The organism is Pseudomonas sp. N40(2020) (genome assembly GCF_014472415.1).
GTDB lineage: Bacteria > Pseudomonadota > Gammaproteobacteria > Pseudomonadales > Pseudomonadaceae > Aquipseudomonas.
Genome location: NZ_JACSZV010000002.1, coordinates 70,895 through 86,181 on the forward strand (window position 1 = coordinate 70,895; position 15,287 = coordinate 86,181).

At 60.2% G+C, this 15,287-nt stretch carries 13 protein-coding genes; 12 read left to right on the forward strand and 1 reads right to left on the reverse strand.

Annotated elements, in window-relative coordinates; all coding sequences use genetic code 11:
• Nucleotides 1–14: 14 nt before the first annotated feature.
• On the reverse strand, nt 15–905 hold the full coding sequence (locus IAI51_RS01830) for a LysR family transcriptional regulator (protein WP_187676930.1): 891 nt from the start codon (nt 903–905) through the stop codon (nt 15–17).
• Between the two features lie 140 nt (nt 906–1,045).
• On the opposite strand from IAI51_RS01830, the gene leuC reads away from it, so the two are divergent.
• The 12 genes from leuC to IAI51_RS01890 all read left to right on the forward strand — a co-directional run bounded on the left by leuC (nt 1,046) and on the right by IAI51_RS01890 (nt 15,203).
• A complete protein-coding gene (leuC, locus tag IAI51_RS01835) occupies nt 1,046–2,464 on the forward strand; it encodes a 3-isopropylmalate dehydratase large subunit (RefSeq protein ID WP_187676931.1) in 1,419 nt (472 codons plus the stop codon).
• A 10-nt stretch (nt 2,465–2,474) separates the two neighbouring features.
• On the forward strand, nt 2,475–3,119 hold the full coding sequence (gene leuD / locus IAI51_RS01840) for a 3-isopropylmalate dehydratase small subunit (protein ID WP_187676932.1): 645 nt from the start codon (nt 2,475–2,477) through the stop codon (nt 3,117–3,119).
• 67 nt (nt 3,120–3,186) lie between these two features.
• A complete protein-coding gene (locus IAI51_RS01845; protein WP_187676933.1) occupies nt 3,187–3,954 on the forward strand; it encodes a class I SAM-dependent methyltransferase in 768 nt (255 codons plus the stop codon).
• A 55-nt stretch (nt 3,955–4,009) separates the two neighbouring features.
• Entirely contained in the window at nt 4,010–5,092 is a 1,083-nt protein-coding gene (leuB, locus tag IAI51_RS01850) for a 3-isopropylmalate dehydrogenase (RefSeq protein WP_187676934.1), read from the forward strand.
• 66 nt (nt 5,093–5,158) lie between these two features.
• Complete coding sequence (gene asd / locus IAI51_RS01855) at nt 5,159–6,271, forward strand: aspartate-semialdehyde dehydrogenase (RefSeq protein ID WP_187676935.1); 1,113 nt, start codon at nt 5,159–5,161, stop codon at nt 6,269–6,271.
• Between the two features lie 248 nt (nt 6,272–6,519).
• Complete coding sequence (locus IAI51_RS01860) at nt 6,520–7,530, forward strand: aspartate-semialdehyde dehydrogenase (protein ID WP_187676936.1); 1,011 nt, start codon at nt 6,520–6,522, stop codon at nt 7,528–7,530.
• A 208-nt stretch (nt 7,531–7,738) separates the two neighbouring features.
• A complete protein-coding gene (locus IAI51_RS01865) occupies nt 7,739–10,393 on the forward strand; it encodes a FimV family protein (RefSeq protein WP_187676937.1) in 2,655 nt (884 codons plus the stop codon).
• 164 nt (nt 10,394–10,557) lie between these two features.
• Complete coding sequence (truA, locus tag IAI51_RS01870) at nt 10,558–11,448, forward strand: tRNA pseudouridine(38-40) synthase TruA (protein WP_410457992.1); 891 nt, start codon at nt 10,558–10,560, stop codon at nt 11,446–11,448.
• A gap of 64 nt (nt 11,449–11,512) precedes the next feature.
• Nucleotides 11,513–12,133 carry a phosphoribosylanthranilate isomerase gene (locus IAI51_RS01875; RefSeq protein WP_187676939.1) on the forward strand — a complete coding sequence of 207 codons (621 nt, stop codon included), beginning with the start codon at nt 11,513–11,515 and terminating at the stop codon, nt 12,131–12,133.
• A 205-nt stretch (nt 12,134–12,338) separates the two neighbouring features.
• Nucleotides 12,339–13,259 (forward strand): acetyl-CoA carboxylase, carboxyltransferase subunit beta, encoded by a 921-nt coding sequence (gene accD, locus IAI51_RS01880; protein WP_016984535.1) that lies wholly within the window; start codon nt 12,339–12,341, stop codon nt 13,257–13,259.
• Nucleotides 13,256–14,563, forward strand: a complete 1,308-nt coding sequence (gene folC / locus IAI51_RS01885; protein WP_187676940.1) for a bifunctional tetrahydrofolate synthase/dihydrofolate synthase — start codon at nt 13,256–13,258, stop codon at nt 14,561–14,563. The genes accD and folC overlap by 4 nt, the downstream gene beginning before the upstream one ends.
• On the forward strand, nt 14,547–15,203 hold the full coding sequence (locus tag IAI51_RS01890; protein ID WP_187676941.1) for an SPOR domain-containing protein: 657 nt from the start codon (nt 14,547–14,549) through the stop codon (nt 15,201–15,203). The genes folC and IAI51_RS01890 overlap by 17 nt, the downstream gene beginning before the upstream one ends.
• The last annotated feature ends 84 nt before the right edge of the window (nt 15,204–15,287 follow it).

Below are 15,287 nucleotides of genomic sequence, written 5' to 3' on the forward strand. Positions count from 1 at the left end.
AGGAGTAGCACAAGTTAGCCGTGAGTCCCTGGCAGATCGATTTGTGCATCCAGCAAGGCCATAAACGCCCTTGCCGCATTCGATAGCGTCCGTTCGGTGTGCACGATATAGCCTAGCTGGCGAGTGAGCTGTATGCCCGGCAATGCGATGCTCGCCACCTGATCGTCGAGCATGGTGCGCGGCAGAACGCTCCAGGCCAGGCCGATCGAGACCATCATTTTGATGGTTTCCAGATAGTTGGTGCTCATGGCGATGTTCGGCGTCAGGCCCTGCGCCTCGAATAACCGCTGAACAATATGGTGTGTAAATGTGTTGCCGCCGGGGAAAACCGCCGGATGACCGGCGATGTCCGCGAGGCTGACGGCGCCATTGCTGATCAGCGAATGCTCGGGAGCGACCACGAAATCCAGCGGATCGTCCCAAACTGGCGTGGCTTTGACCAGTGTGTGGGGCTCCGGGGCGAGGGTGATGACTGCCAGTTCCGCACGGCCATGGAGAATTTCTTCGTAGGCCACTTCCGAATCGAGAAACTGAATATCCAGCGCGACTTGTGGGAAGCGGCGGGTGAACTCCCTTAATAGAGCCGGCAAACGATGCAGACCGATGTGGTGACTGGTGGCCAGCGTCAGGCGACCGCTGACTTCACCGGTCAGATTAGTCAGTGCGCGACGGGTGTCGTCCAGCACGTTGAGAATCTGATAAGCCCGGGGCAGCAGGGCGCGGCCGGCCTCGGTCAGGCCGACTTCGCGACCCAGTCGATCAAACAGGCGCACCTTCAGTTGCTGCTCCAGCCCGGCGATACGCTTGCTGATCGCCGGTTGTGTCAGATGCAAGCGTTCGCCGGCGCCGGAGAAGCTACCGGTCTCGGCGATCGCAATAAAAGCGTTGAGGTTGGCCAGGTCCATGTTGGTATTCCAGTTGGTTATCCAAAGCATAAAAAATATGAATTTGAGTTATTTAATCTAACCCCATAGGATCGGCCTCACAAGCCAAAGGGTTATTGAGAAGCCCAAGGCATAGAAACAAGCTGATGAGGAACCGTCTGATGGCCGGCAAAACGCTCTACGACAAGCTCTGGGATTCGCATTTGGTCAAACAGCGCGACGATGGCTCGGCGCTGATCTACATCGACCGTCACATCATTCACGAAGTGACTTCGCCGCAAGCCTTTGAAGGCCTGCGTCTGGCCGGGCGCAAGCCTTGGCGTATCGATGCCAACATCGCGACCCCGGATCACAACGTACCGACCACGCCAGAGCGCAAGGGCGGCATCGCCGCGATTGCCGATCAGGTCTCGCGTTTGCAGGTTCAGACCCTCGACGACAACTGCGATGAATACGGCATCGTCGAATTCAAGATGAACGACGTACGCCAAGGCATCGTCCACGTGATCAGCCCGGAGCAGGGCGCGACCTTGCCGGGCATGACCGTGGTCTGCGGCGACTCCCACACCTCGACCCACGGCGCATTCGGCGCCTTGGCTCACGGTATCGGCACTTCCGAAGTCGAGCACGTGCTCGCCACCCAGTGTCTGGTCGCCAAAAAAATGAAGAACATGCTGGTGCGCGTCGAAGGCCAATTGCCGTTCGGCGTGACCGCCAAGGACATCGTCCTCGCCGTTATCGGCAAGATCGGCACTGCTGGCGGTAACGGCCACGCCATCGAATTCGCCGGCAGCGCGATCCGCGACTTGTCCGTCGAAGGCCGCATGACCATCTGCAACATGTCCATCGAAGCCGGCGCCCGTGTGGGTCTGGTGGCAGCGGATCAAAAGACGGTCGATTACGTGAAAGGTCGCCCATTCGCACCAAAAGGCGCGCAGTGGGACATGGCAGTCGAAGCCTGGAAAGAGCTGGTGTCCGACGCCGACGCCAAGTTCGACACCGTGGTTGAACTCGACGCCGCGCAGATCAAGCCGCAAGTCAGCTGGGGCACTTCGCCGGAGATGGTTTTGGCCGTTGACCAGAACGTGCCGGACCCGGCCAAAGAGATGGATCTGGTCAAACGCGACTCGATCGTCCGCGCCTTGAAATACATGGGTTTGACCGCCAATCAGGCGATCACCGACATTCAGCTCGATCGCGTGTTTATCGGCTCCTGCACCAACTCGCGAATTGAAGACTTGCGCGCTGCCGCCGTGATCGCCAAGGGCCGCAAGGTGGCTTCGACTATCAAGCAAGCGATCGTGGTGCCGGGTTCGGGTCTGGTGAAGGCGCAGGCTGAATCCGAAGGTCTGGACAAGATTTTCCTCGAAGCCGGTTTCGAATGGCGCGAGCCGGGTTGCTCGATGTGCCTGGCGATGAACCCGGACCGCTTGGAGTCCGGCGAGCATTGCGCCTCGACCTCCAACCGTAACTTCGAAGGCCGTCAGGGCGCCGGTGGCCGTACCCACCTCGTCAGCCCGGCCATGGCTGCTGCTGCAGCGGTGAACGGTCGTTTCATCGACGTTCGTGAATTGATTTAAGGAGCGCAGCATGAAAGCTTTTACCCAGCACACTGGCCTTGTCGCGCCCTTGGATCGTGCCAACGTCGACACCGATCAGATCATTCCGAAGCAATTCTTGAAGTCGATCAAGCGCACCGGTTTCGGCCCTAACCTGTTCGACGAATGGCGTTACCTGGATGTCGGTCAGCCGTACCAGGACAACTCCAAGCGCCCGCTGAACAAGGACTTCGTCCTCAACGCCGAGCGTTATCAAGGTGCCAGCGTGTTGTTGGCCCGCGAGAACTTCGGTTGCGGCTCCAGCCGTGAACACGCGCCGTGGGCGCTGGAAGAATACGGTTTCCGCAGCATCATCGCGCCGAGCTACGCCGACATCTTCTTCAACAACAGCTTCAAGAACGGCTTGCTTCCGATCATCCTCAGCGACGCTGAAGTCGACGAACTGTTCAAACAGGTCGAAGCCGAGCCGGGCTATCAATTGCAGGTTGATCTGCAAGCACAGACCGTGACCCGCCCGGATGGCAAGGTTTACAGCTTTGAGATCGATGCGTTCCGTAAGCATTGCTTGCTCAACGGTCTGGACGATATTGGCCTGACCTTGCAAGACCACGAAGCGATTGCGACGTTTGAGGCCAAGCATCGGGTTAGCCAGCCGTGGTTGTTCCGCGACGCGTGAGATTGATGTAGTCATCAGCGATGAGGCCCTAAAAGCAGCACAAGTCTCACCCAAAAAGGAAGCCACCATGACCAGCACCGCCCAGCACACTCAAGTCGTCCAAAAGCAATTCGGTGACCAGGCCGCCGCCTACCTGAGCAGCGCCGCTCACGCTCAAGGCACTGAATTTGCGCTGCTACAGGCTGAGCTAGCAGGGCAGGGCGAGGCTCGGGTGCTGGATCTGGGGTGTGGCGCCGGTCACGTGAGTTTTCACGCGGCGCCGCTGGTCAAGGAAGTGGTCGCCTATGACCTGTCGCAGCAGATGCTCGACGTGGTGGCTACCGCTGCCGTTGATCGCGGTCTGAACAATATTTCCACGGTCAACGGTGCCGCCGAGCGTCTGCCGTTTGCCGATGGCGAGTTCGACTTCGTGTTCAGCCGTTATTCGGCGCATCACTGGAGCGATCTCGGTCTGGCCCTGCGCGAAGTGCGTCGGGTGCTGAAGCCGGGCGGCGTGGCGGCGTTTGTTGACGTGTTGTCACCGGGCAGCCCGTTGTTCGACACTTACCTGCAAAGCGTCGAAGTGCTGCGCGACACCAGCCATGTGCGCGATTATTCCGCCGGCGAGTGGTTGCGTCAGGTCAGCGAAGCCGGCCTGCATACCCGCAGCACCACGCGTCAACGCCTGCGTCTGGAATACAGCAGTTGGGTCGAGCGCATGCGCACACCCGAAGTGATGCGCGCGGCGATCCGCCAGTTGCAGCAGTCGATGGGCAACGAAGTGCGCGAATATTTTGAGATTGATGCCGACGGCTCGTTCAGTACAGATGTGATTGTGTTGATGGCTGAACGCTAAGAATTTTTCCGGGAGTGCCAGTAAACGGCGCACCGATTGAAGACACGAGGAAAGCATGAGCAAGCAGATTCTGATTCTCCCAGGTGACGGTATTGGTCCGGAAATCATGGCCGAAGCGGTCAAGGTGCTGGAGCTGGCCAACGACAAATACAGCCTGGGCTTCGAGCTGAGTCATGACGTGATCGGTGGCGCGGCCATCGACAAGCACGGCGTGCCGCTGGCTGACGAAACCCTCGACCGTGCCCGCGCTGCCGATGCTGTGCTGCTGGGGGCCGTGGGTGGGCCGAAATGGGACACCATCGAGCGCGACATTCGTCCTGAGCGCGGTCTGCTGAAAATTCGTGCGCAACTGGGCCTGTTCGGCAACCTGCGTCCGGCGATTCTCTATCCGCAATTGGCCGACGCTTCCAGCCTGAAGCCGGAAATCGTTGCCGGTCTGGACATCCTGATCGTTCGTGAGCTGACCGGTGGCATCTACTTCGGCGCGCCGCGTGGCACCCGCGAGCTGGAAAACGGCGAGCGTCAGGCCTACGACACCCTGCCGTACAGCGAAAGCGAAATCCGCCGCATTGCCCGCGTTGGTTTCGACATGGCCATGGTGCGTGGCAAGAAGCTGTGTTCGGTGGACAAGGCCAACGTGCTGGCGTCCAGCCAACTGTGGCGTGAAGTGGTTGAGCAGGTGGCCAAGGATTACCCGGAAGTCGAACTCAGCCACATGTACGTCGACAACGCGGCCATGCAACTGGTGCGCGCGCCGAAGCAGTTCGACGTGATCGTCACCGACAACCTGTTCGGCGACATCTTGTCCGACGAAGCGTCGATGCTCACCGGCTCCATCGGCATGCTGCCGTCGGCCTCACTGGATGCCAACAACAAGGGCATGTACGAGCCTTGCCACGGTTCGGCGCCAGACATCGCCGGAAAGGGCATTGCCAACCCGTTGGCGACGATTCTGTCGGTGTCGATGATGCTGCGTTATAGCTTCAATCTGCAGGATGCGGCCGATGCCATCGAGAAAGCCGTCAGCGTCGTGCTTGATCAAGGGCTGCGCACCGGCGACATCTATTCGGCCGGTTGTACTAAAGTCGGTACGCAGGAAATGGGCGACGCAGTAGTCGCCGCGCTGCGGAATCTGTAATCTCTCGGGCCCGCTGCGAAATTCAATACAAAGCAGCGGCCCACTTTTCAAGAAGGTGTAGTTGCGATGAAACGTGTAGGTCTGATCGGTTGGCGCGGTATGGTCGGTTCCGTGCTCATGCAGCGGATGCTGGAAGAGCAGGATTTCGATCTTATCGAGCCGGTGTTTTTCACCACTTCCAATGTCGGTGGCCAAGGCCCGTCCGTGGGCAAGGATATTGCTCCGCTCAAGGACGCTTACAGCATTGAAGAGCTGAAAACCCTCGACGTGATCCTGACGTGCCAGGGCGGCGACTACACCAGCGAAGTGTTCCCCAAGCTGCGCGAAGCCGGCTGGCAGGGTTACTGGATCGACGCGGCTTCCAGCCTGCGCATGAACGATGACGCGGTCATCATTCTCGATCCGGTCAACCGCAAGGTTATCGACCAGCAACTGGATGCGGGCACCAAGAACTACATCGGCGGCAACTGCACCGTCAGCCTGATGCTGATGGGCCTGGGCGGTCTGTTCGAGGCCGGTCTGGTCGAGTGGATGAGCGCCATGACCTATCAGGCGGCCTCCGGTGCCGGCGCGCAGAACATGCGTGAACTGATCAAGCAGATGGGCGCGACTCACGCCGCTGTTGCCGATCAACTGGCCGATCCCGCCAGCGCGATCCTCGACATCGATCGTCGCGTGGCTGAAGCCATGCGCAGCGAAGCGTACCCGACCGAGAACTTCGGCGTGCCGCTGGCCGGCAGCCTGATCCCGTGGATCGACAAGGAATTGCCGAACGGCCAGAGCCGCGAAGAGTGGAAGGCCCAGGCCGAGACCAACAAGATTCTGGGTCGCTTCAAGAGCCCGATCCCGGTCGACGGCATCTGCGTGCGCATCGGCGCCATGCGTTGCCACAGCCAGGCGCTGACCATCAAGCTGAACAAAGACGTACCGATCGCCGACATCGAAGGGCTGATCAGCCAGCACAATCCTTGGGTCAAACTGGTGCCGAACCAGCGCGAGATCAGCATGCAGGAGCTGAGCCCTACCAAGGTCACCGGCACTCTGAATGTTCCGGTCGGCCGTTTGCGCAAGCTGAACATGGGTTCGCAGTTCGTCGGTGCGTTCACCGTCGGCGACCAACTGCTGTGGGGCGCGGCCGAACCGCTGCGTCGCATGCTGCGGATCCTGCTGGAACGTTGATCGCTTGAAGCCATGAAAGAACCCGTGCCTTGTGAGATGTGCGGGTTTTTTTATGTCCTAAGTTTCTCGGGCGACTGTGCCAGCCTCTTCGCGAGCAGGCTCGCTCCCACAGGGGAATGCATTTCAAGGTCGGAGCGAGCCTGCTCGCGAAGGGGCCGGTCGAGGCACCGCAAATCCCGGACAGAAATTGCCTGTGCGGCACTCACCCGGTAAAGTGCCGCTCCCCCCGTTTCGCCAGAGGCCGCACCATGACCCAGACCCTAGATATTGCCGTGATCGGCGCCACCGGTACTGTCGGCGAAACCCTCGTACAGATTCTCCAAGAACGCGACTTCCCGGTCGGCAACCTGCACCTGCTGGCCAGCAGTGAATCCGCTGGCAGTTCGGTACTGTTCCGTAACAAAAACGTGCGCGTGCGTGAAGTCGACGAGTTCGATTTCAGCAAGGTCAAACTGGTGTTCTTTGCCGCCGGTGCTGCCGTCTCGCTAAGCTACGCCGCTCGCGCTCATGCTGCCGGTTGCTCGCTGATCGATCTGTCCGGCGCCTTGCCGGCCGATCAGGCGCCGCAAGTGGTGCCGGAAGCCAACGCCGCTGTACTCGCCGGTTTGAAAGCGCCGTTCCAGGTCAGCAGTCCAAGCCCGTCGGCCACCACGCTCGCCGTGGTGCTGGCGCCGCTGCTTGATCTGATCGACCTGCAATACGTCAATGTTACCGCCAATCTGGCCGTTTCCGCTCAAGGTCGCGAAGCCGTGACCGAACTGGCGAGACAGACCGCCGAACTGCTGAACATGCGCCCGCTGGAGCCAGCATTTTTCGATCGTCAAATGGCGTTCAACCTGCTGGCGCAGGTCGGCACCCCCGACGCACAAGGCCATACGCTGCTGGAAAAACGCCTGGTGCGTGAGTTGCGTCAGGTGCTGGCGCAGCCTTTATTAAAGATTTCCGCAACTTGCGTTCAAGCCCCGGTGTTTTTTGGCGATAGCTTTAGCGTGACCTTGCAGTCAACGAAGGCCGTGGACCTGGAAAAGGTCAATGCCGCGCTCGAAGCTGCGTCGGGTATCGAACTGGTCGAAGCGGGTGATTACCCGACAGCAGTCGGTGACGCGGTCGGGCAGGACGTTGTCTATGTCGGGCGCGTGCGCAGTGGTGTCGACGACCCGGCGGAACTAAATCTGTGGCTGACGTCAGATAACGTACGCAAAGGCGCCGCCCTCAATGCTGTGCAGGTGGCTGAATTGTTGATAAAAGACCTGCTGTAAAAGATACTTGGCAACAATTTGTCGACTGAATCTAGGTGAGCGCTATGCTTGGCCGGAGCATTCGATAACGTTTCACCCTCCGGGACTTTCCGGGGCATCAAAGAAATGATCGCGCGCGACACCTGTCGTCGTCGCGCGCAATGCCTTACGGCAGCGGCAATCAACATCTTCTCGCTGGCCGAGGAACGTTCAAACAAAGGATGAGGCTATGGTTCAAGTTCGCAAACTGGTGTTAGCAATAGCGGCCGCCTCGGCGCTGTCCTCCGGTATGGCGCATGCCCTCGGGCTCGGGGAGCTGACCCTGAAGTCGACCCTGAACCAGCCGCTGGTGGCCGAGATCGAGCTGCTCGACGTCAAGGATCTCACCGCTGCCGAAGTGGTGCCGAGCCTGGCCTCGCCGGAAGATTTCGCCAAGGCCGGTGTTGATCGCCAGGCCTTCCTTAACGATCTGACGTTTACCCCGGTGCTCAACGCCAGCGGCAAGAGCGTGTTGCGCGTGACCTCGAGCAAGCCACTGTCTGAACCGATGGTGAAATTCCTCGTTCAGGTGATGTGGCCGAACGGCCGTCTGCTGCGCGATTACAGCGTGCTGCTGGATCCGTCGAAGTTCTCGCCGCAGACCGCAGATGCTGCCGCTCAGCCAGCACCGTCGCAAACCGTCACTGCGCCGACCACTGGCGCCACTCATTCGAATCAATACACCACCACGCCGCGAGATACCCTGTGGGAAATCGCCGCGAAGGCGCGCACCGGCGGTTCGGTACAGCAGACCATGCTGGCCATTCAAGCGCTGAACCCGGATGCGTTCATTGGCGGCAATATCAATCGATTGAAAACCGGCCAGGTGCTGCGTCTGCCTGACTCGGTACAAAGTACTTCGCTGCCACAGTCGAAAGCTATTGCTGAAGTCGCTGCACAAAACGAAGCATGGCGTCAGGGGCGTCGTTACGTGGCCAAGCCTGGCACTGGCCAGCAGCAACTCGATGCGACCAATCGTGGTCGCGGCAATGCTGGCGCTGCGCCCAATGCCCAGGACAACCTGAGCCTGGTCTCCGCCGAAAGCGCCAAGGCGCGCGGCAACGGCCCGGCCGGCGATGCCAAGGCCCTGAGCAACAAGCTCGCCGTGACCCAGGAAAGCCTCGACACGACCCGTCGTGACAACGAGGAACTGAAAAGCCGCATGTCCGATCTGCAAAGTCAGCTGGACAAGCTGCAAAAGCTGATCGAACTGAAGAACAATCAACTCGCGAAGATGCAGGCTGAAGGGTCGGGTGCCGCGCCAGCCGCCAATCCTGCCGTTGCACCGGTTCCAGCGATCACTGCCGAACTGGCCGCCACTCCGCCAGCCACACCAGCAGAAGCGGCAGCGGCAGCGGCATCGCCTACGCCGGAATCGGCTATTGCGCCGCCGGCTGAGACACCGACTGAAACTCCGGTGGTCGAGCCGAAACCGGTTGTCGATGACGAGAAGACATTCAACGAGCTGCTGACCAATCCGATCCTGCTGGGTCTGATCGGTGGCGGTGCTGTGGTTCTGCTGCTCCTGCTGTTGCTTTTGGCGCGTCGCCGCAAAGCTCAGCAGGAAGCCGAGAAACATGTGCGGATGGCTCGCGCCCTGGCTGAAGAACAAGAGTTCTCCGCCGAACAGGATCTGCCGGAAAGCAGCTTTGAAGGTCTGGAAACACCGGCCGCCAGTGTCAAACTGAACACGCCAACCCCTGCGCCATCTCCAATCCCGGCAGCAGTAGTCGCGCCGGTGGTCATGGCTGAACCGATTGCCGCGCCACTGGTTGCCCCGGCAGCCGAGCGCTCCGACGACGTGCTGGACAAGGCGCAGTCGCACATCAATGCCGGTCGCTTGAATCAGGCAGCCGCGTTGCTGGAAGAGGGCGTCAGCTTTGAGCCACAGCGCAGCGACCTGCGTCTGAAGCTGATGGAAGTTTACGGTCAGCAAGGTGATCGTGATGCGTTCGTTGCTCAGGAGCGTCAGCTGGTGGCCAATGGCGACAACTTCGCCAAGGTCGAAGAGCTGAAAAGCCGCTTCCCGGCCATGGCCGTGGCGGTCGCCGGCGGTCTGGCGGCAGCGGCTATTGCTGCCGAGCTGGATGCGCAGTACGTCAAGGATCTGCTGCTGGATGAGCCGCAAGCGCCGGAATCGACTCCTGTTGAAGACAATCTCGACAGCGCGTTTGATCTGAGCCTGGACGATCTCGACAACATCACCCCGGTTGAGCCTGCGCCAGTGGTCGAGCCAGAGGCTCCGATCGAGCTCGACGAGTTCCCGTCGGACGATGACCTGAGCTTCGAGTCGGTGCTGCAACAGCAGACCGAAATCAAAGAGAATCTGGACGATCTCTCGGACTTCGACCTGGACATGGACCTTGGCGCTGAGCCTGCGCCCGTGGCATTGGCCGATGACGACTTCCTGCTGGATCTGGACGAAGGTGTGAAGGATCTGCCAGCTGTCGAGGCGCCGGTCGTTGCCGACGTGCCGCAGGATGACCTGGAGCTGCCAGCCGATTTCGATCTGTCGCTGGCTGACGAAATGGACAGCAACCCGGCCGAGCCTGATGCGTTTGCTGCCGAACTGGACGATGTCAACGCCGAGCTGGATCGCCTGTCGCAAAGCATCGCCGAACCGACCTTCACCGAAGCCGATGCGGCAATGGGTGATGATCTGGGCGAAGATGATTTCGACTTCCTTGCCGGTACTGACGAAGCGGCCACCAAACTCGATCTGGCCCAGGCCTACATCGATATGGGCGACAGCGACGGTGCACGCGACATCCTCAACGAAGTGTTGACCGAAGGTGACGAGAAACAGCGCGGCGAAGCGAAGGAAATGCTTTCCAACCTGGCCTGAGTCAGCGTTCAGCAGTCAATAAAACGGCAGTCCATCGAGGCTGCCGTTTTTGTTTGTTTTTCCAGAAGCAAAAGATCGCAGCCTTCGGCAGCTCCTACATCGTGATCCGCATTTTTATGTAGGAGCTGTCGAAGGCTGCGATCTTTTGATCTTGAGGCCCTATAATGCCCGCCTTTGCAAAAACAGCAGGCTGTCCCACCTTGGCAAACATAGATAACCCGGTCGCCGAACTGGCCCCCGACGGCTTTTACCGCGTCGCGCTCGGCGTTGAATACAAAGGCTCGCGCTACAGCGGCTGGCAGCGTCAGTTAACGGGTGTGGCGACGGTGCAGGAAGAGCTTGAGAAAGCCCTGTCGAAAGTCGCCAATGCGCCGGTTTCCCTGCAGTGTGCTGGCCGTACCGACGCAGGCGTGCACGCCTGCGGACAAGTGGTGCATTTCGACACTCAGGTCAATCGTTCGCTGAAAGCCTGGGTGATGGGCGCCAATATCAATCTGCCCCACGACATCAGCGTCAGTTGGGCGCGGGTCATGCCGGCGCATTTTCATGCGCGGTTCAAAGCCATCGCCCGGCGTTATCGTTACGTTATCTACAACGACCAGATTCGTCCGGCGCATCTCAACGAAGAAATCACCTGGAACCACCGCCCGCTGGATGTCGAGCGCATGGCCGAGGCCGCTCAGTATCTGATCGGCAGCCATGATTTCAGCGCCTTCCGTGCCGGCCAGTGCCAGGCCAAGTCGCCGATCAAGAAGATGCATCACCTGCGCGTGACCCGTCACGGCAAGATGATCGTACTCGACATCCGCGCCAACGCCTTCCTGCACCACATGGTGCGCAATATCGCCGGCGTACTGATGACCATCGGTGCTGGCGAGCGGCCAGTTGAGTGGATGAAGGAAGTGCTGGAAAGCCGCGAACGCCGTTCCGGTGGTGTCACGGCGCATCCGTATGGGTTGTATCTGGTGCAGGTCGAGTACCACGACGAATTCCCGTTGCCCGAGCGTTTTATCGGGCCACACTTCCTTACGGGTTTCTCGGAACTTGACGGCTGACGCCCTCGAACGCTTTTGTTACCATCCGGGACTTTCCCGTATTTGCCTCGGAGTTTTTCTCGACATGTCAGCCGTTCGCAGCAAGATCTGCGGGATTACCCGCATAGAAGATGCGCTGGCCGCCGTTGAGGCTGGGGCGGATGCGATCGGATTCGTGTTTTACCCCAAGAGCCCGCGCGCGGTAACCGTGCAGCAGGCTCGGGCAATTATCAAAGCGCTGCCGCCGTTTGTGACTACGGTAGGGCTGTTCGTTAATGCCAGCCGCTGCGAGTTGGGGGAAATCCTCGATGCCGTGCCGCTGGATCTGTTGCAGTTTCACGGTGACGAGACCGCTGACGAGTGTGAAGGCTGGCATCGTCCGTACATCAAGGCGCTGCGAGTCAAGGCTGGCGATGATATTGCTGCCGCCTGCAACGCTTATCCGAGTGCCAGCGGCGTATTGCTTGATACCTACGTTGAAGGTGTGCCCGGCGGAACCGGCGAGGCGTTTGACTGGTCATTGATTCCTCGGGAGTTGAGTAAGCCGCTGATTCTGGCGGGCGGGCTCACTCCAGAGAGCGTCGCAGATGCGGTGGCGCGGGTTCACCCGTATGCAGTCGATGTCAGCGGCGGGGTAGAGGCGAGCAAGGGCATCAAGGATCACGCAAAGATTCGCGCGTTTATCAACGCTGTACGCGGGATATGAATGTGACGGCTGGCGAACTGCCGCCGTCCATCAATGCACCTGCATAAAGCAGGCGAGGCTGAGGGTTTCCGGATGGCACGCAGGTCATGTTTCGCACTGACCGTGGCTGTCCAGCAATCATCGCCACACACATGAATTTAGCTGAAGGGCATACGCGGGGCTGCGAACCAGAGCGTTCGGGCCGCCGGTACTGGAGAAAGAAAGCATGAGCAACTGGTTAGTAGACAAACTGATCCCTTCGATCATGCGTTCGGAGGTCAAGAAGAGCTCGGTGCCTGAAGGTCTGTGGCACAAATGCCCGTCCTGCGAGGCTGTGCTGTATCGTCCGGAGCTGGAAAAGACCCTGGACGTTTGCCCCAAGTGCAACCACCACATGCGCATCGGCGCACGTGCGCGTATCGACATCTTCCTCGATGCCGAAGGTCGCAACGAACTGGGCGCCGATCTGGAGCCGGTTGACCGTCTGAAATTCCGCGACGGCAAGAAGTACAAGGATCGCCTGACCGCTGCGCAGAAGCAGACTGGCGAAAAAGACGCATTGATCTCCGTAAGTGGCACCCTGCTGGGCATGCCGGTGGTGGTTTCGGCGTTTGAATTCAGCTTCATGGGCGGCTCCATGGGCGCCATCGTTGGTGAGCGTTTCGTACGCGCTGCCAACTACGCACTGGAAAACCGTTGCCCGATGATTTGCTTCGCCGCCTCCGGTGGTGCGCGTATGCAGGAAGCCCTGATCTCGCTGATGCAGATGGCCAAGACTTCGGCCGTGCTGGCGCGTCTGCGTGAAGAAGGCATTCCGTTCATCTCCGTGCTGACTGATCCGGTCTACGGCGGTGTTTCCGCCAGTCTGGCGATGCTCGGCGACGTGATCGTCGGCGAACCTAAGGCCCTGATCGGTTTCGCCGGTCCGCGTGTCATCGAGCAGACCGTGCGTGAAAAACTCCCGGAAGGCTTCCAGCGCAGTGAATTCCTGCTGGAGCACGGTGCGATCGACATGATCATCCACCGTCAGGAACTTCGCCCACGTCTGGGTAACCTGCTGGCCCAAATGACCGGCAAGCCGACGCCAAAATTCGTCGCGGCGCCAATCGAGCCGATCGTGGTTCCGCCGGTGCCTGCTGGCCTATGACCGAGCGCACCCTTGGCGAGTGGCTCGCCTACCTTGAGCAGTTGCATCCGTCGGCCATCGACATGGGCCTGGAGCGTTCGCAACAGGTAGCGTCCCGCATGGGGCTGGGCCAGCCGGCGCCTCGGGTGATTACGGTCACCGGCACCAACGGCAAGGGGTCGACCTGCGCATTCGTGGCTTCGTTGCTGCGGGCGCAGGGCCTGAGCGTTGGTGTCTACAATTCTCCGCACCTGCTGCGTTACAACGAGCGGGTGCAGCTCAATGGTGTCGAAGCCACTGACGCACAGCTGTGCGAAGCCTTTGCAGCGGTCGAGGCCGGGCGCGGCGAAACTTCCCTGACTTACTTCGAAATGGGCACCCTGGCGGCGTTCTGGCTGTTTCAACAGGCCGGGCTCGATGCGGTGGTGCTGGAAGTCGGTCTGGGCGGGCGTCTGGACACGGTCAACGTGGTAGACGCCGATATCGCGCTGGTCACCAGCATTGGCGTCGATCACGCCGATTATCTGGGCGACACCCGTGAGTCCGTGGCCTTCGAGAAGGCCGGTATCTTCCGCCAGGGCAAGCCTGCCTTGTGTGGCGACCTGAATCCTCCACAACCGTTGCTCGATAAAGCGCGCGAACTGGCATGCCCGTTCTTTCTGCGTGGACGCGACTTTGACCTTGGCATCACTGACCAGAACTGGCAGTGGCGCGGCACCGATGCGCAGGGGCAGGTTGTCGAATTGCACGATTTGCCGCTGCTCGATCTGCCGATGGAAAACGCCGCGCTGGCGTTGCAGGCTTATCTGCTGCTCGGTTTGCCATGGAATGCCCGGCAAATTGTGGCCGCCTTGCAGGCGACTCGCGTTGTCGGTCGGCTTGATCGTCGTTCGTTCGAATGGAACGGCAAGCGCCTGAATCTGTTACTGGATGTGGGGCATAACCCGCACGCGGCCGAGTATTTAGCCCGTCGTCTGGCCTCGCGACCTCCGGTCGGCAAGCGTCTGGCGGTGTTCGGCTTGCTGGCGGACAAGGATCTGGATGGTGTTGTCAGCGAATTGAATGCTAGTGTCCAGCACTGGGCTGTGGCACCGCTGGATTCGCCGCGCGCGCGTCCGGTAGCAGAATTGCACGCGACCTTGCAGAACCTTGGCGCATCGGTCACGTCTTACGACAGTGTTGCCGCCGCTTTGGAAGGGCAGTGCGCAGTCGCAACCCGCGACGACGAGATTCTGTTGTTCGGATCATTTTATTGTGTCGCCGAGGCCCTTGAATGGCTGGCCCGGCGCTCCACGGAGGAAGCGGCAAATGGCTTTGCTGGATAAAGCGTACAAGCAGCGCATGGTTGGCGCGCTGGTGCTGGTGGCGCTGGCGGTGATCTTCCTGCCGATGCTGTTTTCCCGTCAGGACGAGCAACGGCAAGTGACTGTCGAGGCGCCGGCTGCTCCGCAAGCGCCCGCTTTACCGCAAGTGCAAATCGAGCCGGTCGCCGTGCCTGAACCGCAAGCCTTGCCGCAAGAGCCTGTGCCAACGGATGAAGAAGTCGCGCAAGACACTGCACCTGCTGCACCGATCGCGTCTGCTCCGGCGCAGACAGCTCCCATAGCAATCGCCAAACCGACTGCGCCGCCTGCGGTGGCCAAGCCGATTCCGGCGCCTGCTCAGCCGATCGCTGCTGCGTCGACCAAGCCTGACACCACGCAAAGCCGCGTCGATGCCAATGGTCTGTCGGTGAGCTGGTCGGTTCAGCTGGCGAGCCTGTCGAGTCGCGCCAGCGCCGAAAGCTTGCAAAAAAACCTGCGCAGCCAGGGGTATAACGCTTACATCCGCTCTGCCGATGGCAAGAATCGGGTGTTCGTCGGGCCGCTGATCGAGCGTGCCGAGGCCGATCGTCTGCGTGATCTGTTGAGCCGTCAGCAGAACCTCAAGGGCTTTGTCGTGCGCTTCCAGCCCGAGCGTGGCTAAGATCTATCGATTCGATTGAAATGCACTGAAAATCGCAGCTTACCGACAGCCATGCGCTCTGCTAAAATGCGCCGCCTTATCCGT

What these genes read in the sequence shown, in the direction of transcription:
- IAI51_RS01830 (WP_187676930.1), bottom strand. Translation starts at nt 905, where the DNA reads ATGGACCTGGCCAACCTCAACGCTTTTATTGCGATCGCCGAGACCGGT.
- leuC (WP_187676931.1), top strand. Translation starts at nt 1,046, where the DNA reads ATGGCCGGCAAAACGCTCTACGACAAGCTCTGGGATTCGCATTTGGTC.
- leuD (WP_187676932.1), top strand. Translation starts at nt 2,475, where the DNA reads ATGAAAGCTTTTACCCAGCACACTGGCCTTGTCGCGCCCTTGGATCGT.
- IAI51_RS01845 (WP_187676933.1), top strand. Translation starts at nt 3,187, where the DNA reads ATGACCAGCACCGCCCAGCACACTCAAGTCGTCCAAAAGCAATTCGGT.
- leuB (WP_187676934.1), top strand. Translation starts at nt 4,010, where the DNA reads ATGAGCAAGCAGATTCTGATTCTCCCAGGTGACGGTATTGGTCCGGAA.
- asd (WP_187676935.1), top strand. Translation starts at nt 5,159, where the DNA reads ATGAAACGTGTAGGTCTGATCGGTTGGCGCGGTATGGTCGGTTCCGTG.
- IAI51_RS01860 (WP_187676936.1), top strand. Translation starts at nt 6,520, where the DNA reads ATGACCCAGACCCTAGATATTGCCGTGATCGGCGCCACCGGTACTGTC.
- IAI51_RS01865 (WP_187676937.1), top strand. Translation starts at nt 7,739, where the DNA reads ATGGTTCAAGTTCGCAAACTGGTGTTAGCAATAGCGGCCGCCTCGGCG.
- truA (WP_410457992.1), top strand. Translation starts at nt 10,558, where the DNA reads ATGCCCGCCTTTGCAAAAACAGCAGGCTGTCCCACCTTGGCAAACATA.
- IAI51_RS01875 (WP_187676939.1), top strand. Translation starts at nt 11,513, where the DNA reads ATGTCAGCCGTTCGCAGCAAGATCTGCGGGATTACCCGCATAGAAGAT.
- accD (WP_016984535.1), top strand. Translation starts at nt 12,339, where the DNA reads ATGAGCAACTGGTTAGTAGACAAACTGATCCCTTCGATCATGCGTTCG.
- folC (WP_187676940.1), top strand. Translation starts at nt 13,256, where the DNA reads ATGACCGAGCGCACCCTTGGCGAGTGGCTCGCCTACCTTGAGCAGTTG.
- IAI51_RS01890 (WP_187676941.1), top strand. Translation starts at nt 14,547, where the DNA reads ATGGCTTTGCTGGATAAAGCGTACAAGCAGCGCATGGTTGGCGCGCTG.